This is a genomic window from Acinetobacter guillouiae CIP 63.46, from assembly GCF_000368145.1.
In the GTDB taxonomy this organism is placed as follows: domain Bacteria; phylum Pseudomonadota; class Gammaproteobacteria; order Pseudomonadales; family Moraxellaceae; genus Acinetobacter; species Acinetobacter guillouiae.
Window position 1 is genome coordinate 84256 of record NZ_KB849291.1, and the last position, 21046, is coordinate 105301.

Below are 21046 nucleotides of genomic sequence, written 5' to 3' on the forward strand. Positions count from 1 at the left end.
TTACAATCTTATGTAATCCTGAGGAGAGTGATGCGATCGAAACCTCTCCCGGTAATGCTTGTCAGGGATTTGTCCATATATGGAAGTGCAGCACTAAAATTACATGTTCCACTAGTACGAAGAACTGATCTGGATTAATTAGCCAGCAAGATGAAATTATAAAGTTACATAAGTTATGAACTTATGACTAGGTCTTAATTGAGAAGGGCTGTGTTGCACAAACCTAGCATCAAAAGCTTATTCAGCAATATAATTTCAAAATGAATAAGCCTGCCTCTAAAATCTACCGTACAACCAATTGGTCATCCTATAACCGAGCCTTAATTAACCGAGGTAATATTTCCATTTGGTTTGATCCAAAGACTCAGTGGTATGCACAATCACAAGGCAAGCAAGGTCGAAATCAAACCTACTCCGATACAGCGATTCAATGCTGCTCAATGATCAAATTACTATTCCGACTCTCTTTACGTATGGTCACAGGTTTTGTTCAAAGTCTGATTAAACTCTCCGGATTAGATTGGACAGCTCCGGATTATTCCACCCTTTGTCGTAGACAAAAGCATATTGATATTGCGATTAGCTATCAAAAAAGTAGTGATGGACTGCATCTACTCGTAGACTCTACTGGTTTGAAGTTTCTTGGTGAAGGTGAATGGAAACGCAAGAAACATGGGGCTGAATATCGTCGCCAATGGCGTAAGCTTCACATTGCTATGGATGCTAAAACCCTGCAAATACGTGCAGTACAACTCACCATAAATAATGTCAGTGATTCTCAAGTACTCGAAGATTTACTTGCTCAAATTCCCTTGGATGAACCAATTGATTCTGTTTATACAGATGGTGCTTATGACACAAAGCACTGCCGACAAGTCATTTTAGATCGAGATGCACATGCGATCATTCCACCTAGAAAGAATGCAAAGCCTTGGAAGGATCAGCAAGCGAGGTCTATAGAGCGGAATGAATTATTAAAGACAGTCAAACGGCTAGGCAGATCGCTTTGGAAAAAGTGGTCTGGTTATCACCGTCGAAGTTTGGTTGAAACCAAGATGCATTGCATCAAATTATTAGGCGATAAATTAACAGCGCGGAGTTTTCCAAGTCAGGTGAATGAGATCCATGCACGCATGGCAGTTTTGAATAAATTCACAGAATTAGAGCGCCCTCATACCCAAGTTGTCTCTTAAATTTGAGTAGCTTAAGGGAAATCAGCCTTTCAAACCTTTATGCAACAAAGCCGGCCGAAAGTATGTCAGGTATTTGAAATGCTGATTCAGGACGGTATCCTCAATAGTAATCAGGTTTTAAGTGGTTTACCCCATCCTTCGGGAGCCAATGCGGAGCGAATAGCGTATTTTCTCGGGAATAAGCCTAAAGAATTACTATCATTTAAAACGAATCCAGAGTTATTGGATAAAGCGAAAGCTGAAATCATTAAGAAACTTGAACGCCTGGAAATGTAGTGACTATCCATACAGGCATGGAACATGACTGTTCACGTAAAAAGCCCAATCTAGTGTGATCGGGCTTTTTGTTGTGTAATTATATGATTGATTTTAAATGAAAAATTAAAATAATTTCGTATAAGCTGTATTATGTTAATTTTAGAATAAATTAAGAATTATCCAATTGAAATTAAAAAAAATATATATTTATAATTAAATGAACATCCAAGTTAAGAACTAAAATGATAAGAGACGATTTAAAAAAATATCCTAAAGCAATATGGATACATTTTTATAAAAACCGTATAAGTTTGATGGCAGAGAATGGCACAGTCAAAGCAACTGAAATTCCTAAATCACCTTATGATCACCCAAGAATGATTTTGGCAGATTTTGAAAGCGCTACAACAACATTAAAAGCTTTAATGAGACACCATTCTAACGGTTTATCTTTTTTCAAGTTTACAGCTCCTATTACGATTGTCCAAATAATGGAGCCGATACAAGGTAATTTAACTAAGATTGAAATACGAGCTTTTAAGGAGTTATTTCTTAATACTGGTGCAAGAGAAGTAAAGCTATATGACCTTGATGGAAACTCTATTGAAGAATAATTTTAAAAGCCCTATTTAACATAATGGTTGTTATGCGAAGTCGACTTGTAATGCAATTTGCATTACAATATTCCTAGTACATTAAATACTTGGGAAATATGATGGCTACTGTTAACTTCAGGATCGATGAAGCCCTTAAAGAAAAATCTTATTCAATCCTTAAAGAGCAAGGTATTGCACCTACTGATTTCTTCACTAGTATTCTTGAGTATGTTGCTACGACTGGAAAACTACCTGTCAAAAAAGCTTTGCTTTCGGAAGAAGATGAAGAATTATTAGCTCTTGTCCGTAAGCGCATTAATGATCCTAAAGAGATGTTTGAGGAAGTCACATTAGATGACTTATAAGCTTTTACGTCACAAGGACTTTACAGCAGAATGGGAAAAACTCCCTGTTGCTATACGAGATCAATTTAAAAAGAAACTAGCCAAAGTCATAGAGCAGCCACATATTCCAAAGAATATGCTTAGAGGCGATCTTGCAGGTTGCTATAAAATCAAATTATTAAAAGCTGGTGTCCGACTTGTCTATCAAGTTAAAGATGATCAGGTAGTTATCCTGCTCATTACCGTCGGAAAACGAGCTGATAGCATAGTTTATGACGAAGCGAAAAAGCGAATTAAAGACTAAAAATGGGAGCTTATAGCTCCCATTGCCATCAATTCCGACGATTAATAAGCGGTGATGGTCATCTGCTAACATTTTGTCGAAGTAAACTTGTAACTCTAGTTCCGATTTATTTAACTGCCACTGAGGAATTACATGTGGCTCATGCATCCATTGATGTAATAAAGGAATATCCTGAGGATATTGCACTTGGCGTAAGTAGTACTGTGTACCATCTTCAAAGTATTCAAAATAATCTGGTAATTGCTGAGAGATTGTTTTCATATCGAACCTATAAAATGACGAATAAAATTAGCCCGCTTTTGCTTGGCGAGGTTGTTCTGCCCATGTTTTCAATGTTTCTGGGCTAACTGGATTTGCAATAGGATCAAGGAAGACAGGAACAGGACGTTCTGCTTCATCGTTATAACTTGTGGTAAATAGACGTACACGGTTTAAACAAATTTTGGTGTAACTTGGACGCAGCATGGCGAATTTATCAGCACGTTCAGCCAGTTCTGGGTGTTTTTGGTTAAATTCAACAATCGTGTTGGAAATGGTCTGCCAGAAATCAAGCTCAGAATATTCAGGATAGTCTTGCAAGAACACATTACAGATATAGCGGTAATGCACCATGAACAGACCTGTGAAAATAAAATGGCTTAGATCAGTCGCTTCATGACGGAGTAATAAATCTGCTTCAGATGGTAACTGAGCTAACTCAGGAAAATCCTCATCCACTAAATTGATGTCATCAATGAAATCTTTTAATACCATGGCTTTCGGCACACCATTTTCATGTACCAACATTGTGTTCTCACCGTGTGGTGAAAATGCTAAACCATAACGATATAAGCAAAGTAATAATGGACTCATGCTTACTTGAGCAAATTGTGCTAACCAATCCAAAGGACTTAAACCTGATGCTTGGATCAACACGCTCAGGATCGATTGACCTGAAATATCACGGTGTAACAATGCTGCTTGAGATAACACTTGATGAGATGGATCAACATAACGATCAACACTTTCACGCCATAAACAACCGAACAGCTCTTTAAATTGATACGGTGCACCGTCAATGCGGTCAAAACACGGCTGATGGATAGTTAAAGTCGCAACTTCACCTAAGAAAATCACACCTGTATTTTGTAAGTCTTGATCTTGTTGATGAATTCTTTTTAACCATGCGGTCACTGCTGGAGCTGCTAGATTACGCTTTGAGGGTAATCCACGATAAACAGCGGTATTAAAAATACTGACAGGCAACTTAATGTAATGGCGTTGTAGGTTTGACGTATTGCATAATGTGCGGATTGATTGCATCGGCACATAGCTATCTTGGCTGATATTTAACTCAATAATTTTCTGATCCACAATCTCATTGGCATAAGTCGGAACAAGCCATTGATGCCATTGCCAAGCATGTAAGGGAATCAAAAAGTAATTTTGTGGATCTAGGTTTTTTTCTTGGAGAATATTGATGAACTGCTGTAGTTCATTGGCATCAAATTCATGTTGATATAAACCGCAGGCACTCCAATCTTCAGTACTTCGATACTCTGCTAAATCACGATGTACGGCTAACCACAACACTTTAACTTCAGGTGAAAGCTCTGGTGCAGCGCTTAAATAATCATCATAACCAAAACCCATACGCCCTTTACTCATGATGAGCCAAGGATGACCACGTAGCATGCCTTCAACTTTGTAATGTGGCTCTGTCAAAACCGCTATACTTGGCAAACGTGTTTCATTGAACAAATGTGCTTCTGCCAGCCAAGTATTATTCATTTCTTTGATCAAATACGCTTTGGTAAATGGCTTAACATTAGAACTGTCAGACATTGCGACAATAAACTCATGTAAGTTCCAAGCAGGTTGATCATTTTCCTGACTATGAGTCACATCACGTACCGAAGCTTCCTGAATATTCCAGTGTCCGAGTAGATATTGATTTCCTTGAAACTCATACTGACGATTGCCTAAATCTAAACGATAACGCCCTGCTGACAATGCTTTAACTTCAATAATTTCTTCGTATAGAAACTCTGCAATCGCCATTTCAATAAGACGTTGTCCTGCGGCACGCCATTGCTGCTGATTAATTTTTAAAGTTGCAAAGTTCATATCAGTTTCTCATATGTTGAATGTACAGAAGCAGTTTGTGTATGTGTGTTTGCACCACGACGATTAGGATGCGCCGTCATCACGTTCTGTTCTGTTTTCTTGAAAATTGAATGGTTTTTATTGGGAGAATTTTCGCAAAGGCACTCGTTTGATTGTGCTTTGTCATCTGCCATACAAATTTTTGGATTTTGAGAGAGATTAAAGTGTTGGAATGTCTGCGCTTGATTGCCTAATTCATAAAGAGGCTCAGCAAGCAATTGATTAATGATCTTTGCTGCACGATAAGCACCAAGACCTAAATCAGGTGTGCCGACACCATGACTATGCATTTCCTGATTTTGAACAAAAATATGACCATTCAGCCGATGTACAACACGATAGTCGTCTGTAATCTGCCAACGCTGTTTATGATCAAACTCGATGTATGGCTTGAGCAACTGCATAAAACCAAAATCAGGGGTAAAATAACCCGTTGCAGCAACCAGGAAATCACAATCTAAGTGGAAAGCCTGTGTCGTGGCACGATGTTGGAAATGTAGTCGGATTTTTTGTGTATCCAATACTTCCGCATCTTTCAAATCACATTGACTGTGCAAATGTGTCTGTATGCTTTGACCTGCAATGCTACGGTGATAAAGCCTTTGATAAATTTCCCGAATGGTTTTTGCACTAATCCCCTTGTATAACAAGGCTTGTTGCTTTAACTGCTGTTCCTTCTGCTGCGCAGTCAAATCATAAAAATGTTGAGCATAATCTGGACTAAAATGTTCCAAACCTAATGGCGCATACTCCATCGGGAAGAAACCTTGAGAACGAGTAAACCAATGCAAATCAAACTGATGATTAACAGTATCTTGCTGTTCATCAAATAAGTCGATAAACACTTCAGCTGCAGATTGTCCAGAACCAAGTACGACCACATCGCCATGTAAATCTGTATCGGCATGCGTCATATACTGTGCTGAATGCAGACATTGTTGTGGACGGACTTTCTGAATCTTTGCCAAACATTCAGGCAAATATGGCACATTACCACTTCCAATCACTAAATGACGGCATAAATAACTTTGCTGAACACCGTTTGATTCAACGACTACTTTAAAACCTATCGTTTGAGGTTCAATCTTTAGAACCTGCGACTGGTATTCGATACAATCAAGTTGTTCTGCAACCCATTGGCAATAGTGGTTGTATTCACAACGTGGAATATGTGGCTGCTCTAAAAAGTAAAACTTATACAAACGTTGCTGATGACGCAGATAATTCAAAAAGCTAAATGGGCTGGTTGGATCAACCATTGAGACCAGATCTGCCATAAACGGCACTTGCAATACCGTATTGGGTAACTGCATCCCTGCATGCCAGTCAAACTGAGCTTTCTGTTCGAAAATTGCATAGTTAAGTGTGCTTTTATTATGCAGCAGGCTGGCCAGACTCAGATTAAATGGCCCTAAACCAATTCCAATAAAATCAAGCATAACTGACATCCTTTTGTGAAATACGCAGCGGATTTAGCAGTTCGACATAGACAGATTGGTTTTCTACAGGCGCAATCAGCTCATCTAATTCATGTAAACGTGTGAGCAAATTACCTTTATAAGGCAAGGTTGCATTGAACAATAATCCCTGTAATAAGCTACTGTCTGGATATTGCTGCAATTGCTCTTGCAAGAAACTTGTTAGATGCCCAAGTAATTCATCTTCAGTAATATAGCCTGTTGCGCCAATCGCATTGATAATGCCAAACAAGGTATTGCCAAAGAAATAATAACTAAAACGTTCATCCACGAAATCTTTAGGCCCGACGGCAAACGCTTTTTCTTTCAGCTCAGGCAGCGCTTGCAGAATTTCAGTTGCACACTCTTCGATATAATAAAAACCTTGGTTATCACGTAGCCATAAGGTTTTGGGGAAATGATTCTCTAGTTCTAACAGTACATTCTGCTGATGTGATTCAAATGCCATGCCATGGCGATGATAGACATACATCAACGGTTGCAAACTGACTTCGAGGAACCGATTAAACCAATCTGAAGCAATCTCTGAAACTTCAGCATCAGGATGGGCTTTCGCAATTTTTGCAAATAAGGCATTAAAACGATTTAAAGGCTTGATCGGATGATCTTGGCACAAAGATGCGATACAAGTGACTTGTTGTTGTGGATGGAATGGTTGATCTCGGAAAATACAAATACTTTCATTGATCACTTCATCATCGATTTTTAAAGCGATCCAAGCTGGATCATTGACTGCTTTTAGACTTGGACACTGTTTAAGAATATTTTGCCCAAACTCACTATGCCACAGACGATGTGTCAATTCACCACGATGACATTCTTTGGCCAAATTCACTCGAATAGAATTGGTAATCATCACTGAAAGTGACGGCTTCATCATCCAAGGTGCATTGAAGCTCGCTAATGTGCGTATGGAAGTGGTTGGAGAGAATTGCCAACCACGCAAGCCCAAATCAATCAGTTGCCCTGTTTGCTTTAATCGTTCAAACCAAGCTTTGCCCTGTAAATAACGCGCTTGCCATGGATGTAAAGGAAGTAACTTATATTCCGCATGTGTCTTTAATAAATTGAGATCACTTTCAGATAAATACCACTGTAACGCAGTTTTTAATTGCGCTGAAATAGGTTCATCAGTCGCACTACCTTCTGCAATATAATCTTGGTGCACTAGCCAATAATGAAGTTGAGTCTTACCTTTATTTTCAGGAGAAAAGTTTAACCAATCTTCATGAACAAAGCCTGTCCTACTTTTTGGCGCGGGATGCATACTATGCCCTAAAATCAAAGCTTGCTCTGTTTCAATAAAGCTTTGCCCTGCTTTTACTAAATCATCAAATTCATATTCACGATTTTGTAAAAACTGTTGTAGCGCATCTCGACTTTGAATCCATTTTTCAACTAATGAAGCAGCATCTAGATGAACAGCGGCTTCTTGAACAAGTTCTTCTAGCAACAACCCAACAATTGCTACAGGACTAAATACCTTAATTTTTTCATCGATGATAATTTGCGGAAGATCTGCTAAGCGATGTCGCCCCACACAGCTCACATAAGATAAAGGGAAAAAGCAACGTGCTTGAATAGAGGTAATCGGTATTGATAACAGCGTCAAACCTTGGCTAAACGTCTGTAGTTGAAGAGATTGCTGACTTTTATGAAGCAAGTGACCTTTGCCAGTTTCTTGCGTATATGCATTGACGAAATGTTGTAACGCCAACCGATTAGCAAGTGAATGCATCTGTCGATATCCTCTTTCAAAAGAGTTAATTTGTTTTTCGAAATGTTTTAGGCCTGAAACACATCTTAAGTACAAGGGAGTTTGTAGTTAAAATAGAACTAATGATAATTATTATCATTTACTATTTCAATTCTATAAAAGAACCTAGAAAAACAACACTAAATCATTGAATTTATTTTGTTTAACAAGGAATATTGCTCAGTAAAGATACAAAAAGATAATAATAATTCTCATTAAATAAAATGATCAGCTTGTAGCCATCAATAGTTTTTATAGATGTATAAAATTTTTAAATAGTCTCAAATGTAATATTTCCCCACATCAAAAATCTAATATGTCAAAAAATGGGGTATACGGATTTAATGGTTGATGGGGCACCTTCACCCCATCAATCTGATACCACCCTCAGATGGTTGATAGATCGACTCCGTAGTTGAGTTCCTCTGCGAAGTCCGGCAGTCCGTAACCGATGGTTTTCTTGTAGAAAGGAGAGACCTTCGCAGTCGGTGCCTTCTTCTTGTGCTTCGTGGTGTAGAGCATTCGTGCCCGCATCACCTCGAAGGAGTAACCGCGCCCTTCACGGTTCTTGTCCTTGGCCAGTCGGTTGATGGACTCCGTGTAAGCGTTGGTGACGGGCATGTCCGTCTCGAAGTAGGTCATGGTCTCTTCGCGCCAGTTTCCCACTGCCCTGACCAGATCGCTCCAGACTTCCTTTTGGCCCTTCGGGATGGTGGCTATCCACTCGTCCAGAGCGGCTTCTGCCTGGAGCCGTGTGGTGGCGTCCCAGATGCCGTAGAAGCGCTCCTTGTGCTCGTAGGCGGCCAGCAGTTGCGGGAACGCGCCTGTCCAGGTCTCCATGATGAGGCGCTCCCGGTCTGAGACTTCGTGAGCGCGTTTCAGCAGGATTTTCCGGTCTCCCTTGAGAGTCCGGCTCTGGGACGGTTTCAGCTCCTTTCTGAGGTCCTTGCGCACTCTCTCTAGGGCATCGTTGGCCATGCGCACCACATGGAACTTATCGACCACGATACGGGCCTGGGGCAGCACAGCCTTGACCGCTGCCCGGTAGGGGTTCCACATGTCCATGCTGACGATCTCGACCTTCTGCCGGTCTTTCAGCTTCATCAGGTAGTTGGTCACCACGTCCTGGCGGCGGGTGGCCAGCAGGTCGAGCAGGGTTCGCTCCTCAATGTTGGTCAGAATGCAGCGGTAGCGCTTGTTCAGGTATAGCTCGTCAATGCCCAGGATGCGGGGCGTCTCGAAGCGGTGCCAGCGCCCCAGCAACTCGGCGCGGGCGTTGAAGATGTCGCGCACCGTCTTCTCGTCCAGGCCGGTCTGTGCCGCCACAAAGGTGTAGGGGTGGTTGAAGGATTCCTTCTCCACGTACTCATGCAGCCGCAGTGTCATACGGAATCCGTCCACCATCTCCGGTAGCTGGGGCCTGAATGTTGTCTTGCAGGCCCGGCAGGTGTATCGGCGGCGGACCACCCAGAGAGTGACCCGCTTGCCGTGGATGGGCAGATCACGATAGGGAACGTCACGCTTGCCGAACCGTACGAACTCACCCTGCACGCCGCATTCCTCGCAGGCGATGGGATCGGGCACGTCCACCTGGAAGTGCATTTCGTCGTCGGTTGATTTGCAGCCCAGTACTTGGTATTGCGGCAGGTGAAGGATGTTGTCGGGAAGTTCGGTCATGGTGTTGTATAGGCGTAGGTGTCAGTCAGATCCATCCGACTCGGCATTGGTGTTTGCTTTTTTACCCAACAAGCTGCTGGAAACTAAAAGTAAGGCACCGAGGACAATTGCAATATCAGCCAGGTTGAAGGCCGGCCAATGCCAGTCTCGCCAATAGAAATCAAAGGAATCCACAACATAGCCGCGAAAGACCCGGTCAATCAGGTTGCCCATGGCGCCACCGAGGATAAGACTGTAAGCGATGGCTTCTCCTTTATGACGATTTTCAAGGATCAGCTTGATCAGAAAAATCGAGACCACTACCGCGATTCCGATAAAAAAGTAGCGCTGCCAGCCTCCACCATTCGCAAAAAGACTGAATGCGGCACCGGTATTCCATACGTGTACCCAGTTAAAGAATGAGGTCACTGAAATAGACTCGCCATATGCCATTGATTGTTGCACCAGCCATTTTATGGCCTGATCAGACGCTGCCAGCAGGCCCGATATGGACAACAGAGCGTACGGTGACAGATGTTTGCCAAAAATGGACATTGCTTAATCCTTGAGCGCCAGAATGCGTCTAGCACCGTTAAGTACAATTACCCCCGCGATGGTGCCGATAATCAGATCCGGATAATTGGACCCGGTCCACGCGACCAGAGCGCCGGCGGTGATGACCCCCAGGTTGATCACCACGTCGTTGGCCGAGAATATCCAGCTTGCCTTCATGTGCGCCCCGCCCTCCCGATGTTTGGATATGAGCAGCAGACAACTGGTATTGGCAATCAATGCGACGAATGCGATAGCCATCATCACCAGCGATTCAGGCTCACTACCGAATACAAAGCGTCTCACCACCTCTATGAGTACGCCCACAGCCAAGATCAGTTGCAGTACACCAGCAAGATGCGCGGCACGTACCTGCATTTTCACGCTATGTCCAACCGCATAAAGGGCAAGCCCGTACACCGCCGCATCGGCAAAATTGTCCAGGGATTCTCCAATCAGGCCGGTGGACCGGGCGATCAGACCGGCAGTCATTTCCACCACGAACAGAAGTACATTGATGCCGAGCAACCAGCGCAGGGTCCCGGATTCTTGCTTAGCAGAAGCTGCCGAAAACTCGGCGGCCTTGATGGTCTCCGGATTTGCAGCGACGGTTTCCTGAAGCGAGGCGCCTAGCCCCAAGGTCTTCAGTTTCGAGGTGACGGGCTCGACCTCACCGTCATGCACGACCTTCAACCGGCGGTTCGACAAGTCGAAGGACAGTGCCCGAATCCCCTCAACGCCGTTCAGGGCCAGGCGAATCATGCGCTCTTCTGATGGACAGTCCATCTTCGGCACGGCATAAACACTGACCCATTCCCCCGACGCATCGGAGGAGGCCTGCATATCGGTATCCGCCGCAGGCCTTGCATGGTCGCCACAGGGGCCTCCGCAGTTTTTACTCATGATATGACTCCACTTGAATGTGATCGGGTTTTCATTTAAAACTATATAGTAGCTATAATGTCAATAGCGTAGAGAATCCGTTGCGGAGGAACCCGATGCGTATTGGTCAGTTGGCACAGTCAGTAGGGGTAGATACACAGACGATCCGCTTCTACGAACGGCAGGGCTTGTTGCCGCCGCCTGGTCGGCAGGAGAACGGTTACCGTGTCTATACCGAGAAACACGTTGAGCGGCTGGCCTTTATTCGTCGCTGCCGCATCCTGGATCTGTCACTGGCAGAAATTCACGAACTAAAGCGCTATCAGGACGACCCTTATCAGTCCTGTACCGCTGTCAATGCCTTGCTCGATGATCACATCTCTCATGTGCGCTCGCAGATAACCGCTCTACAGGCGCTTGAGAAACAACTCGTTTCACTAAGAGCGCGTTGCAACGATGACCGGGAAGTTAAGGCGTGTGGGGTTCTTGCTGGAATTAGCGAGGGAAGCATGCATCAGCAGTAGGTTGGAGTGCCAACCAGATAATCCGATGAGATGCCGGTTTGCCTCACTCTCATGCAAAGGTAAGATCAACCATTTAATCCGCTTACCCTATTTTTTTTGCTTTCACCTTATCCAAAATTCACCACCCCATAATTGAAAATATTTTGAATTATAAGCCCTTAGGGTGCTCATAATCCATAAATCAATTTCGAAGTTCTTTGTTGCATAAAGCCTTTAAAGATTGAGTTTTCCTAAGCAACTCAAATTTAAGTTACAACTCGGGTATTAGGTCGGCCTAATTCCATAAATCTGTTGAGGACTGCTACGCGAGCATGAATTTCACTCATCTGACTAGGAAAGCTTCTTGCCATTAATTTATCGCCTAATAATTTGATGCAGTGCATCTTTGTTTCGACCAAACTTCGGCGATGATAGCCTGACCATTTTTTCCATAGTGTTCTACCTAGCAGGGTTTTAGTATCTATACCAATATGAAGTTTACGCCATTGGCGACGATATTTCGGCTAATGCTTTTTACGTTTCCATTCACCTTCACCTAAGAACTTCAAATCCGTGGAATCAACGAGTAGATGCAGTCCATTGCAACTCTTTTCATAGCTAATTTGAATATCAATATGCTTTTGTCTTCTGCGAATGGTTGAATAATCCAGAGCTGTCCAATCTAATCCGCAAAGTTTAATCAAGCTTTGGACAAAGCCAGTCACCATGCATACAGAAAGACGAAATAAGGATTTAATCATGAGATAGCACTGAATGGCTATGTCAGAATAAGTTTGATTTCGACCATGTTTTCCTTGTGACTGCGAATATCATTGAATCTTAGTATCAAACCAAATTGTAAAATTACCATGATTGATCAAAGCATGATTGTAGGATGACCAATTCGGTGTACGATAAATTTAGGTGTAGGCTATTGCTGTATAAGACCTTATCGGTAGGTTTGCGCAACAAGGCCTCAAAATCCCACCTTAAAATGCAAATAGCAAAAAAACTCTACCATTCGATTGATTTCATTTTAGAAGTAATGAAATTAGTATCTGTTTGTAATGATATTTTATAAAATTCAATATTAGATCTGCAGAGAAAAACTTATCAAACTAAGTATTGGCTAGTCTTTTTCTTCGAAAAACTTATCAAACGAAGTATTAAGTTAATCTTTTTCTTCAACTTCTTCCTTAAACTCAAACAAATCATTCATCGTACAGTTAAAGTACTTACACAACTTATCGGCGACTGGTAATTCAATACGTACAGCACGGTCATAATACATACTTGTGAGCGTGTTGCGATTGATACCTGTTGCATGCACCACTTCACTTAATTTTAAAATTTTTCTATCGCCCATGAGGCTAGATAACTTACAAGTAATCATATTTAAATTAATTTACAAAAAATAACTTGCTGTGGGTTATTTGAAGTTGTTGACTGAGTAATACTTTGCTAAAATTAACCTACAGCAGGTTATTACAACTTATAGAAAGTATATTTTATCCATTTCAACTAAATTATAACTTTTTAAATATAAGGATTGAACCTGCATTAGATTATTTTGTGGAGATGACCGCCGTGTTACCAAATGAGTTATTGATCAGCCAGCAAGCTCGTGACTTAGGAAATCAATTAATTAAAGAAATGAACATCAATAGAAGTTATGGAATGGCTAATTTTCTTGGAGTAAATACTTGCTATGATAATCATCAGGCTGTACTTATTTGGACATTTCAACTGCTTGAAAGGGAACCTGCCTTAAATGAATTAGCAGAAATTAAAAAATATTTTCTTTTAATCTTTCCAGATAGTGTTTATCAATTAGCCTAAGTTGTTTTTAAAATTAATTTATTAAATAAAAAGCACTAAATCAAAGAAAGCTTTATTTAAAAATACCTATTAATTCAAAAACATACCATTTACTGAATATATGAAGCATAGGTTCCTGCTCTATCACTCACTCGTACTAAAATTACATCGCTCTTTTTACTGATACTAAACAATTTATGTCCACGCCACGTTCTGCGGCTTCGAGGGCTAGTTTTTGTTGAACCACTGAGAACAAGGACAACAAACTGCCTACTATATTTTCCCGGAGAGTGGTGTAGGAACTTTTTCATTATTGCTAATCATATCAGCGACAACATCAGCAACGAGCTCCTCTATTCCTGAGAATGCTTTAGACTGATCCGCATCAAGCCAAGACAATGATGGAAACTCAGCACACAACCCAACATACTCATTATATTCTGCTGACCATGTAACACGGCAAGTATATTGTTTACTATCCATTTGAAACCCCATAATGTTTTAAGTCTATGTATAAAAGTACGATTTTCACTTAGCAGTACTTAAATAATCACCCCACCACTGCATCATTTCAGTCCGCTGGGCTAAATAGTCAGCGTGATTATAGCTGGCACGGGTACGGTTCTTATCAATATGTGAAAGTTGTGCCTCAATCCAGTTATCCTGGAACAAACCTGAGTCATTCAAAATGGTACTAAAAGTGGAACGTAGTCCATGAGAGGATAATTGATGTTTTCCATAGCCCATCTTACGTATAGCCATATTTAATGTATTAAAATGAATCGGTTGATTATGTTTCCGTGGGCTAGCAAAAATGTACTTTTCACCGTATGACCATTGCATGACGTCTTTTAAAATATCTAAAGCCTGATCTGAAAGTGGAACTAAGAAGTCGGGAATCTCATGGCCTAATATGACTTTTCGTCGAAACTGTTTAATATGCAAGGCAGGTATTTTCCAGATTTTTTCATTTAAATCAAAATGATGAGGCTCAGCCAATAACAATTCAGCCCCTCGCACGCCAGTATGTAATTTGAACAGCAGTGCTTTTTTAATAATCGGATGGGCATCCAATTTTAATAAATTTTTCTTAAAATCTGATATATCCTCCGCTTTCAAATACGGATAATTCTTCTTGATTTTACTGTTAATGGCGATTTTATTTAAACCATGCGCGATGTTGAATTCACAATAACCCATCGCTACAGCGTAGTCATAAATTTGGTTCAAATAACTACAAGCTTTCTTGACAGGTTCTTTTACTTGGCGTCCCTCTATTTTTTTGATTACTGAAACCAGGTCATAACGCTTGATGTTTTGAAAAGGTAAATCCTGAAGGTCTGGATAAATATCTTGCTGTAAACATCTTTCTGCTAACTGTAGTACACCGCAGCGGGGTGAATCATTAAATGCATTTTTCAGTTTGAACTGCAGCCACTCCTCCCCTACCTTACGAAAGGTGATGACATTAGAGACAGTATCATGCTCAAAACAATAATTATTGTCTTTAAAGTCATCTTTGACTTGTCGTGCCTTTTTCAGCGATAAATCAGGATAAAGCCCCAACTGAATGCGGCGACGTTTTTTTGTTTGTGGATCTGTATAGCGATAGCACCAAGATTTTCTTCCAGTCGGCTCAATCTTCAGGCTAAGTCCATCTTCATCGGATAAAAAACAAGTTTTTTCCTTGCAATGAGCTTGGCGAACTTTAATTTCAGTAAGACTCATGAAATTTAAATGAAACCTATCAGCGGATTGACGAGATCCATTATATCAAAATAGAAGAAAATATATATGATGCGTACACTACGCATCATATATATTTGTAATATATTGTTTTATATATTTAATATTTTAAGTATTTGTATTTTAGTAACCATTATAAGTACCACCTCTTCTTTAAGTTCCCAACAACTCACTTTTTCTGTCATCAATGTTAAATAAGTCTTGTGCTTTAAATTCTTAGATGACCTCCTCTACCCTTTATTATCATTTTTATAAAAGTAACTATATGTACTCATTAAAATTTGTAGAGCTCAAAAACAAAAAAGACCGCTATATAGCAGTCTTTTAACTTAATTAAATAATAATTAATTCATTTTCATCATAAGTGCATAAGCATCACGTTTGTTTTGACGCAATGATTCTATCTCGGACTTCGTCAGCTGTTTTACGAGAGTTGAGGATATACTTTGCTTCCCACTCTGTGAGCCTTTCGAAATCGTACCCGTAAATCGATTTCCACCATGCTTCAAGATTACCATATACATCCCTCAATTGCTGAAGAGTTTCTTTACTTAGAGCTAATTGTGATGAGTATTGTTTACCCGTCAGTGCATATGCTCCAATAACTTTATTCGTCCCAGTTGTTTCAATATGACCTTTTAATGCTGCAAAAGTACCACCTTGGGTCTGGGTATCATCAACAATAATAACACATTTATCATTGTTTATTGTCCCATCAAATGCTGGTGGGTTGGCTAATCTATGCCACCCATCACCGCCAGTTCTTGATACTTTTATAGCTTGAACTATATTCGTATCAACTTCAAGCCCAAGTTTCTTTGCTATAACTGCTGAAGTAGCTAAAGGAATCATATTACGACCGACTGCTTCCTCAGCATGTACAGGTACTATAATAGTTTCCCGACCATCGATAATTCTTTCTAGTTCAGCAATCGCCTCATCCGAAACTAAATCTTTAGCTAAAATATACGCACTTTCAACATCCCCTGCTTTAGCAGCTTCATACATGTAATGAGAGGTTGCATCTCCAAGACCACGGTCAATAACCGTTTTAGGAAACATATTCCAATCTGTGCGATATAACTTCATATTTTTAAATAAGTTTTAATGATGGCTAGCATTAAATTTTACACTAAATTTACCGCTAGCATCTCTTGGATATTATTTTTCGTATCAGGCAGCACTCTCAAAAGCCGTTTGTTTGGACAGTCCCCATGATCATACACGAGGCAGCTTCAAATACTTATGGGCCCATCCTATCCAGTTGTATCTTCTTGCATCACATGAATATTGTATACTCATTTTGACTACTTGAAAATTATGGAACAACGTCAATAAAAACAATAACTCTAGAGTCTTTAGTCGACATTCCTAAAAAGGTAAATTCAACATTTCTTTCCATATCATTTCTTTGTGTCTCTGGATGAACAAAAGAAACATAGCTTATTTCAAAGAATCGGGCTAGGGTTTTTATGCCAATGATTTTGTTCTCTTCATTAGCAATTAAAACATCTAATTCCAGATCAAACTCTTCTAATTATTTAATTAAATCTTTAACTTTCATTTTACTATCAACCTCTATGAATTATTTAAAAAATTAGCACAATGAAACTTGTGAAAAAAATGGATTTGAACAAAATTTTTTAGCAAAAAAAGCATAGCAACCAGAAAAATCTTTCCAGCAATCAACAAAAATATCCCCGTGTGCTTCCAGTTTACAACATTTTGACTACCACACTGCCCACAGTAGTAATAATAGCCTTTGATACGGCCACCGCATTCAGGACAATTTTTATGATTAATGAATAAGTTACTCAACGTCTCTTCTCCAAAATTCTTATTATCAAGTTGTAAGTGAAGATAGCACACATTTATAAAAATGTCTTTTTTAAAACATCAAAAGATGTTATAAAAAAGACATTCGCTACTTTAGGATAACTTTTAAGATGAATTTAAATCTCCTTGATGAAGAATCAATCCAACCTTCTGAACCCACGCCATGTGATTTTTTCAAAGGTGAAAATGCTATCAAAAAAGCTAAACAGTTAGGATTACCTGATCTCGAGTTAGTCAGAAACGCAATTATGATCGGTGATGCTGACTATAGAACAAATACTCACTATAACCGTGCACGCTTTATTGCACGATGGGGAAAAATTGGAGAACAGATTGCTTTACTGCTTCGACAATCTGATCCTGCTTGGATATTCCACAATGACAGCCAGCCAAGAATTGAGAATACAGTAAAGAAAATACAAATTATCTTTATGAGCGGGAATATTGCATTGGGGTTAGCTGATCAAGTTGTATCAGCACACTGTGAAAAAGGATTAATGACATTAAATAATATTAAGGAGAATCAGTCTGCTTATGATGATGAGACAAAATTGAGAACATGGATTTTATACTTTCCTTCAGCATCACATCCAGCCTATAAAGACATTGATATCCCAAATATTCCTTTTGAATTTGCATACCCAACTAGCTTCGTACAGGACTTAAAAGCGAAAAAAATTTCAATTTTACCAAGTGACCATACTTGCAGAATTGCATTTGAAATAGATAATACAGTTCCTGTAAAAACTGATCCTAAGCCAGTATTGGAACCATCTAATGAAATTAAACCAGATGATTTTGATATTCAGCTTGTAGTTTAATCTGAGGTTAATGTGTTTAATAAAGATCGTTTACGTATTGCTAAAGAATTACGAGGACTTAGCAATACCGATTTCGCAGAAAAATTGAGTTGCTCTATCTCTAAGGTAAAGCAACTTTTAGACGTGGATAAAGAAATCAATGAAAATGATCAAGATGATATATGCCGTGTATTAAATTTACCCAAGTCATTCTTTGCAGGTAATGACACACAACCACATGAAACAGACCAAATCTTCTATAGATCGGTTGCTCGTATTAAAGCACAGCATAGAAAAGCTAATGAGGCATATACTCTTTTAGCAATAAATATTAACAAGTACTTAAATCAGAAAGTAAAGTTACCTACTTTTCACCGTCCTGATTTAGATATTACTGAGTTTTTGGGTGAATCTAAGTATGCCGATCACCTAGCGTCAGAGTTGAGAGGTTTATGGGCTTTAGGTAATCAACCGATTAATAACATTGTTTCGTTGTGTGAGCTAAAGGGAATCCGTGTCTTTAGATTACCGACTGAAATTCGAGAAATTGATGCACTATCTTTTTTTGATGATGAAAGTGGTAGCCCTTTCATATTTCTAAATACATTTAAGTCTGCCGAAAGAGCCCGCTTCGATTGTGCACACGAACTTGGTCATATCGTTATGCATACGCATAACAAAAAAATTCGTGTCGAGAAAGATAATCGTGTTCTCGAAACTGAAGCGGATCAATTTTCATCTGAATTTTTAATGCCAACAGATGCATTTCTTTCTACTGCTCCACGCTATTTTTCACTAGAAAATATGATTGAGTATAAAAAGATTTGGCGAACATCCCTGAAGGCTATTAACTATAAAGCTCACAAGCTGGGATTAGTTAGTGATTGGGTTAATCGTAGTAACTCTATAAAGATCAATTCGTTGGGCTACAACATTAATGAACCTGAAGAAACTCATCGAGATGAGAGTTTGATGTTGCCCAAAATTATCTCTGTTTTAGCCTCACAACCATCTTTTGATAAAAATAAAATGCTTGATGAAATTGGAATCTCTGAAGAAGATTTTAATCAATTAACATTTGATGCTTTAGCTAAAGTTGAGCCCCCGAAGAAAAAACATAAGTTATATATTGTCGAGTAATACAAACCTTCCTTAAAAATAATGCGCCTTACGGCGCACTATTTATGCAAAATCCTGATTAATTTTTTTATGACTTCACGCCCAACGTAGTTTTGCATCCCATAAGTCATACTTTAACTGAAAATGTAACTTGCCCCATCATGACTTTTTTCATATAACCTACTTGAACTGACACCATAAATCCCATGTGTTCCATAAAGCATCGTATACAATTTCAGATAAATTCTTTAGTTATGTGATCAGGCTATGTGCTCAAATTACCTATTTCCAAATAAAAGAAATTTGACACTCTTAGGTGTCGATACAAGCCAGTTTGATCTTGAGCTTAAGGATCATGTATTCCCTTCCTATCATGCTCCAATCATTCTGAACGGCTCAGATCACTTAGAGCTTGATATTGCAAAGTTTGGATTACTACCGAGCTGGGCGAAAGAATTGAAGTTCAGCAGTCATACTTATAACGCCAGAACTGAGTCTGTAGCAGATAAGCCTAGCTTTCGACATGCTTGGAAGTACAGCAAGTTCTGCCTAGTCCCAGTACAAGAATTTTATGAGCCGAAATACATCAATGGCAAGCCACACTGGTACACCATCAAGCGTAAAGATGATCAGCCTTTTACTGTTGCAGGGATCTATGATGATGCAGTGATTAATGGCAATAAGGTACGTTCCTTTTCAATGTTGACCATCAATTCGGACCATCACCCTTTTATGAAACAATTCCATGCACCGAAGGATGAGAAGCGATCCATCATCGTTATTCCAGAACAGTACAGAAAAGACTGGCTAACAGCCGATCATGAACATGCGCATGAATATTTCTTTCAAATGCCCGATGAATTCGTCACATTTCCACGCGATGAGCAGAAACAAAACGTCTTATTCTGACGCATCCTTGTTTATCCACAACTTTTTAAATTTGAATTTTAAACGCTGTTAGTAATATCCTATTTAAACAAATTCTACTTCCAAACACGCCTCGTAGCGTAGGAGTATCTCATGTCTAAGAAGTTGCCTATTTACTTCTCTGACGACGCATGGTCATCTTTACAAGAGCTCATGGGTCCAGAGGGTAAACCAAGTCCTACCATCAACACCGTGCTTGAACAAATTGCTGTTCAAAATGAGCTTGTTGAAAAATTAGGGCTTACTGCTGTCCTACCCAAATCCAAAGTATCTATTCCCGTCTCTTTAGAGCGTATTCCTGCAGGTCCGGCCTTCAGCACCAAGGATGAGCAAGACAAAGCACTCGATCTGAATGAGTTCCTGATTCACAACCCTATTTCTACTTTTATTGCCTATGTAGACAGTGAATCCATGCTCGATGCTGGCCTAGAGATTAATGATCCAATCATTATTGATCGCAGTATTGAAGCCAAGCATTACGATATCGTGGTTGCCCTGATTGATGACAATGCCTCGACCATTAAGCGGCTGATGATCACCAATAAGATGTCCAAGTCTGAAATCAAAGAAATATTTGGAGATGAAGATTATCCGCTTCCAGAACTTTGGTTGAAGGCTGAAAATTCGAATTACAATCACATCATTCCTGATGATAGTCAGACCATATCAATCTGGGGTGTGGTGACTTTTAATTTAAAGCGTATTTATCACCGCTCATAAAAAGAAGAATAACCATGCAAAGTGAAAATGAAATATTCGCGTTAGTCGACGTGAATAATTGCTACGTCTCGTGTGAGCGTGTGTTTAATCCTGCCTTGAATGATCGCCCAACCATTGTGCTCAGCAACAATGACGGCTGTGCCGTGGCCAGAAGCCAGGAAGCGAAAGACTTAGGCATCAAGATGGGTGTTCCTGTATTCCAAATTGGGGTCGTCTCAGGAAACGGAAAATATAGCACGCTAAGGATTTTCACTCCGACTTCTTTTAACGATATCCAACACGGTATTTTTGCTTAGATTGACCAGCCGACCGACTTGTCGATAAGAGTGTCCAGCAGACACCAACTCCAACACTTTAGGTGCCAGACGATCTGACTTGGTACGTTGACCAGGACGACGACCAAACACAACGCC

22 protein-coding genes and 3 pseudogenes are annotated in these 21046 nt (G+C 40.1%); 12 read left to right on the forward strand and 13 right to left on the reverse strand.

Going from position 1 to position 21046, the window contains the following annotated elements; translation table 11 throughout:
- Window positions 1-260 precede the first annotated feature (260 nt).
- From F981_RS22925 to F981_RS22945, 5 genes are all read left to right on the forward strand, one after another.
- A complete protein-coding gene (locus tag F981_RS22925) occupies window positions 261-1193 on the forward strand; it encodes an IS5 family transposase (protein ID WP_004726810.1) in 933 nt (310 codons plus the stop codon).
- 39 nt (window positions 1194-1232) lie between these two features.
- On the forward strand, window positions 1233-1469 hold the full coding sequence (locus F981_RS22930) for a hypothetical protein (RefSeq protein WP_005237451.1): 237 nt from the start codon (window positions 1233-1235) through the stop codon (window positions 1467-1469).
- Window positions 1470-1693: 224 nt separating this feature from the next.
- Window positions 1694-2065 (forward strand): hypothetical protein, encoded by a 372-nt coding sequence (locus tag F981_RS22935; RefSeq protein ID WP_004726814.1) that lies wholly within the window; start codon window positions 1694-1696, stop codon window positions 2063-2065.
- A 101-nt stretch (window positions 2066-2166) separates the two neighbouring features.
- Window positions 2167-2412: a type II toxin-antitoxin system RelB/DinJ family antitoxin gene (locus F981_RS22940; protein ID WP_000246755.1), complete on the forward strand. Its 246-nt coding sequence runs from the start codon at window positions 2167-2169 to the stop codon at window positions 2410-2412.
- The gene (locus tag F981_RS22945; RefSeq protein ID WP_000221358.1) at window positions 2402-2695 is read left to right on the forward strand and encodes a type II toxin-antitoxin system RelE family toxin; all 294 of its coding nucleotides are present in this window, start codon (window positions 2402-2404) and stop codon (window positions 2693-2695) included. The genes F981_RS22940 and F981_RS22945 overlap by 11 nt, the downstream gene beginning before the upstream one ends.
- A 24-nt stretch (window positions 2696-2719) precedes the next feature.
- Here the strand turns inward: F981_RS22945 and acbD are convergent.
- The 7 genes and pseudogenes from acbD to F981_RS22975 form a co-directional block, all read right to left on the reverse strand.
- A pseudogene (gene acbD, locus F981_RS23580) lies at window positions 2720-2956 on the reverse strand (acinetoferrin biosynthesis acetyltransferase AcbD); the annotation flags it as partial.
- Window positions 2957-2983: 27 nt separating this feature from the next.
- Window positions 2984-4801, reverse strand: coding sequence for an acinetoferrin biosynthesis protein AcbC (gene acbC / locus F981_RS22950; RefSeq protein WP_004726820.1), 1818 nt, complete (start codon window positions 4799-4801; stop codon window positions 2984-2986).
- A complete protein-coding gene (acbB, locus tag F981_RS22955) occupies window positions 4798-6279 on the reverse strand; it encodes an acinetoferrin biosynthesis monooxygenase AcbB (protein ID WP_004726821.1) in 1482 nt (493 codons plus the stop codon). The genes acbC and acbB overlap by 4 nt, the downstream gene beginning before the upstream one ends.
- Window positions 6272-8056 (reverse strand): acinetoferrin biosynthesis protein AcbA, encoded by a 1785-nt coding sequence (acbA, locus tag F981_RS22960; protein ID WP_004726824.1) that lies wholly within the window; start codon window positions 8054-8056, stop codon window positions 6272-6274. Before acbA ends, acbB begins: the two co-directional genes overlap by 8 nt.
- A 405-nt stretch (window positions 8057-8461) precedes the next feature.
- The gene (locus F981_RS22965) at window positions 8462-9751 is read right to left on the reverse strand and encodes an ISL3-like element ISPpu12 family transposase (protein ID WP_000137810.1); all 1290 of its coding nucleotides are present in this window, start codon (window positions 9749-9751) and stop codon (window positions 8462-8464) included.
- A 21-nt stretch (window positions 9752-9772) separates the two neighbouring features.
- Window positions 9773-10231 carry a signal peptidase II gene (lspA, locus tag F981_RS22970; protein ID WP_228129055.1) on the reverse strand — a complete coding sequence of 153 codons (459 nt, stop codon included), beginning with the start codon at window positions 10229-10231 and terminating at the stop codon, window positions 9773-9775.
- Between the two features lie 57 nt (window positions 10232-10288).
- Window positions 10289-11185 carry a cation efflux transmembrane domain-containing protein gene (locus tag F981_RS22975; RefSeq protein ID WP_004726829.1) on the reverse strand — a complete coding sequence of 299 codons (897 nt, stop codon included), beginning with the start codon at window positions 11183-11185 and terminating at the stop codon, window positions 10289-10291.
- Window positions 11186-11280: 95 nt separating this feature from the next.
- Between F981_RS22975 and cadR the strand changes: the two genes are divergently transcribed.
- Complete coding sequence (cadR, locus tag F981_RS22980) at window positions 11281-11688, forward strand: Cd(II)/Pb(II)-responsive transcriptional regulator (RefSeq protein ID WP_004726831.1); 408 nt, start codon at window positions 11281-11283, stop codon at window positions 11686-11688.
- 245 nt (window positions 11689-11933) lie between these two features.
- Here cadR and F981_RS23590 read toward each other — a convergent pair.
- Window positions 11934-12587: pseudogene (locus F981_RS23590) on the reverse strand (IS5 family transposase).
- Window positions 12588-12838: 251 nt separating this feature from the next.
- Window positions 12839-13060, reverse strand: coding sequence for a helix-turn-helix domain-containing protein (locus F981_RS22990; protein ID WP_004658364.1), 222 nt, complete (start codon window positions 13058-13060; stop codon window positions 12839-12841).
- Window positions 13061-13254: 194 nt separating this feature from the next.
- On the opposite strand from F981_RS22990, the gene F981_RS22995 reads away from it, so the two are divergent.
- The gene (locus F981_RS22995; RefSeq protein ID WP_004658363.1) at window positions 13255-13506 is read left to right on the forward strand and encodes a hypothetical protein; all 252 of its coding nucleotides are present in this window, start codon (window positions 13255-13257) and stop codon (window positions 13504-13506) included.
- A 252-nt stretch (window positions 13507-13758) separates the two neighbouring features.
- On the opposite strand, the gene F981_RS23000 is transcribed toward F981_RS22995, so the two are convergent.
- The 3 genes from F981_RS23000 to F981_RS23010 all read right to left on the reverse strand — a co-directional run bounded on the left by F981_RS23000 (window position 13759) and on the right by F981_RS23010 (window position 16320).
- Complete coding sequence (locus F981_RS23000; protein WP_001986288.1) at window positions 13759-13980, reverse strand: hypothetical protein; 222 nt, start codon at window positions 13978-13980, stop codon at window positions 13759-13761.
- A gap of 33 nt (window positions 13981-14013) precedes the next feature.
- Window positions 14014-15213 carry a tyrosine-type recombinase/integrase gene (locus tag F981_RS23005; protein WP_000059658.1) on the reverse strand — a complete coding sequence of 400 codons (1200 nt, stop codon included), beginning with the start codon at window positions 15211-15213 and terminating at the stop codon, window positions 14014-14016.
- Window positions 15214-15606: 393 nt separating this feature from the next.
- The gene (locus F981_RS23010) at window positions 15607-16320 is read right to left on the reverse strand and encodes a phosphoribosyltransferase (protein ID WP_001986287.1); all 714 of its coding nucleotides are present in this window, start codon (window positions 16318-16320) and stop codon (window positions 15607-15609) included.
- Window positions 16321-17177: 857 nt separating this feature from the next.
- Here F981_RS23010 and F981_RS23015 point away from each other — a divergent pair.
- The 5 genes and pseudogenes from F981_RS23015 to F981_RS23035 form a co-directional block, all read left to right on the forward strand.
- Window positions 17178-17888, forward strand: coding sequence for a hypothetical protein (locus tag F981_RS23015; RefSeq protein ID WP_001052588.1), 711 nt, complete (start codon window positions 17178-17180; stop codon window positions 17886-17888).
- A gap of 12 nt (window positions 17889-17900) precedes the next feature.
- Entirely contained in the window at window positions 17901-19007 is a 1107-nt protein-coding gene (locus F981_RS23020) for an ImmA/IrrE family metallo-endopeptidase (protein ID WP_000482094.1), read from the forward strand.
- 246 nt (window positions 19008-19253) lie between these two features.
- Window positions 19254-19895, forward strand: coding sequence for an SOS response-associated peptidase (locus tag F981_RS23025; RefSeq protein ID WP_002046584.1), 642 nt, complete (start codon window positions 19254-19256; stop codon window positions 19893-19895).
- A 111-nt stretch (window positions 19896-20006) separates the two neighbouring features.
- Entirely contained in the window at window positions 20007-20633 is a 627-nt protein-coding gene (locus tag F981_RS23030) for a LexA family protein (protein WP_000038641.1), read from the forward strand.
- A gap of 14 nt (window positions 20634-20647) precedes the next feature.
- Window positions 20648-20839: pseudogene (locus F981_RS23035) on the forward strand (Y-family DNA polymerase); the annotation flags it as partial.
- Between the two features lie 33 nt (window positions 20840-20872).
- Here the strand turns inward: F981_RS23035 and F981_RS24305 are convergent.
- Window positions 20873-21040 (reverse strand): helix-turn-helix domain-containing protein, encoded by a 168-nt coding sequence (locus tag F981_RS24305; RefSeq protein ID WP_228129056.1) that lies wholly within the window; start codon window positions 21038-21040, stop codon window positions 20873-20875.
- Between the last annotated feature and the right edge of the window lie 6 nt (window positions 21041-21046).

Coding starts and splice junctions, on each gene's coding strand:
- F981_RS22925 (WP_004726810.1), top strand. CDS start 261: ATGAATAAGCCTGCCTCTAAAATCTACCGTACAACCAATTGGTCATCC.
- F981_RS22930 (WP_005237451.1), top strand. CDS start 1,233: ATGCAACAAAGCCGGCCGAAAGTATGTCAGGTATTTGAAATGCTGATT.
- F981_RS22935 (WP_004726814.1), top strand. CDS start 1,694: ATGATAAGAGACGATTTAAAAAAATATCCTAAAGCAATATGGATACAT.
- F981_RS22940 (WP_000246755.1), top strand. CDS start 2,167: ATGGCTACTGTTAACTTCAGGATCGATGAAGCCCTTAAAGAAAAATCT.
- F981_RS22945 (WP_000221358.1), top strand. CDS start 2,402: ATGACTTATAAGCTTTTACGTCACAAGGACTTTACAGCAGAATGGGAA.
- acbC (WP_004726820.1), bottom strand. CDS start 4,801: ATGAACTTTGCAACTTTAAAAATTAATCAGCAGCAATGGCGTGCCGCA.
- acbB (WP_004726821.1), bottom strand. CDS start 6,279: ATGCTTGATTTTATTGGAATTGGTTTAGGGCCATTTAATCTGAGTCTG.
- acbA (WP_004726824.1), bottom strand. CDS start 8,056: ATGCATTCACTTGCTAATCGGTTGGCGTTACAACATTTCGTCAATGCA.
- F981_RS22965 (WP_000137810.1), bottom strand. CDS start 9,751: ATGACCGAACTTCCCGACAACATCCTTCACCTGCCGCAATACCAAGTA.
- F981_RS22975 (WP_004726829.1), bottom strand. CDS start 11,185: ATGAGTAAAAACTGCGGAGGCCCCTGTGGCGACCATGCAAGGCCTGCG.
- cadR (WP_004726831.1), top strand. CDS start 11,281: ATGCGTATTGGTCAGTTGGCACAGTCAGTAGGGGTAGATACACAGACG.
- F981_RS22990 (WP_004658364.1), bottom strand. CDS start 13,060: ATGATTACTTGTAAGTTATCTAGCCTCATGGGCGATAGAAAAATTTTA.
- F981_RS23000 (WP_001986288.1), bottom strand. CDS start 13,980: ATGGGGTTTCAAATGGATAGTAAACAATATACTTGCCGTGTTACATGG.
- F981_RS23005 (WP_000059658.1), bottom strand. CDS start 15,213: ATGAGTCTTACTGAAATTAAAGTTCGCCAAGCTCATTGCAAGGAAAAA.
- F981_RS23010 (WP_001986287.1), bottom strand. CDS start 16,320: ATGAAGTTATATCGCACAGATTGGAATATGTTTCCTAAAACGGTTATT.
- F981_RS23015 (WP_001052588.1), top strand. CDS start 17,178: ATGAATTTAAATCTCCTTGATGAAGAATCAATCCAACCTTCTGAACCC.
- F981_RS23025 (WP_002046584.1), top strand. CDS start 19,254: ATGTGCTCAAATTACCTATTTCCAAATAAAAGAAATTTGACACTCTTA.
- F981_RS23030 (WP_000038641.1), top strand. CDS start 20,007: ATGTCTAAGAAGTTGCCTATTTACTTCTCTGACGACGCATGGTCATCT.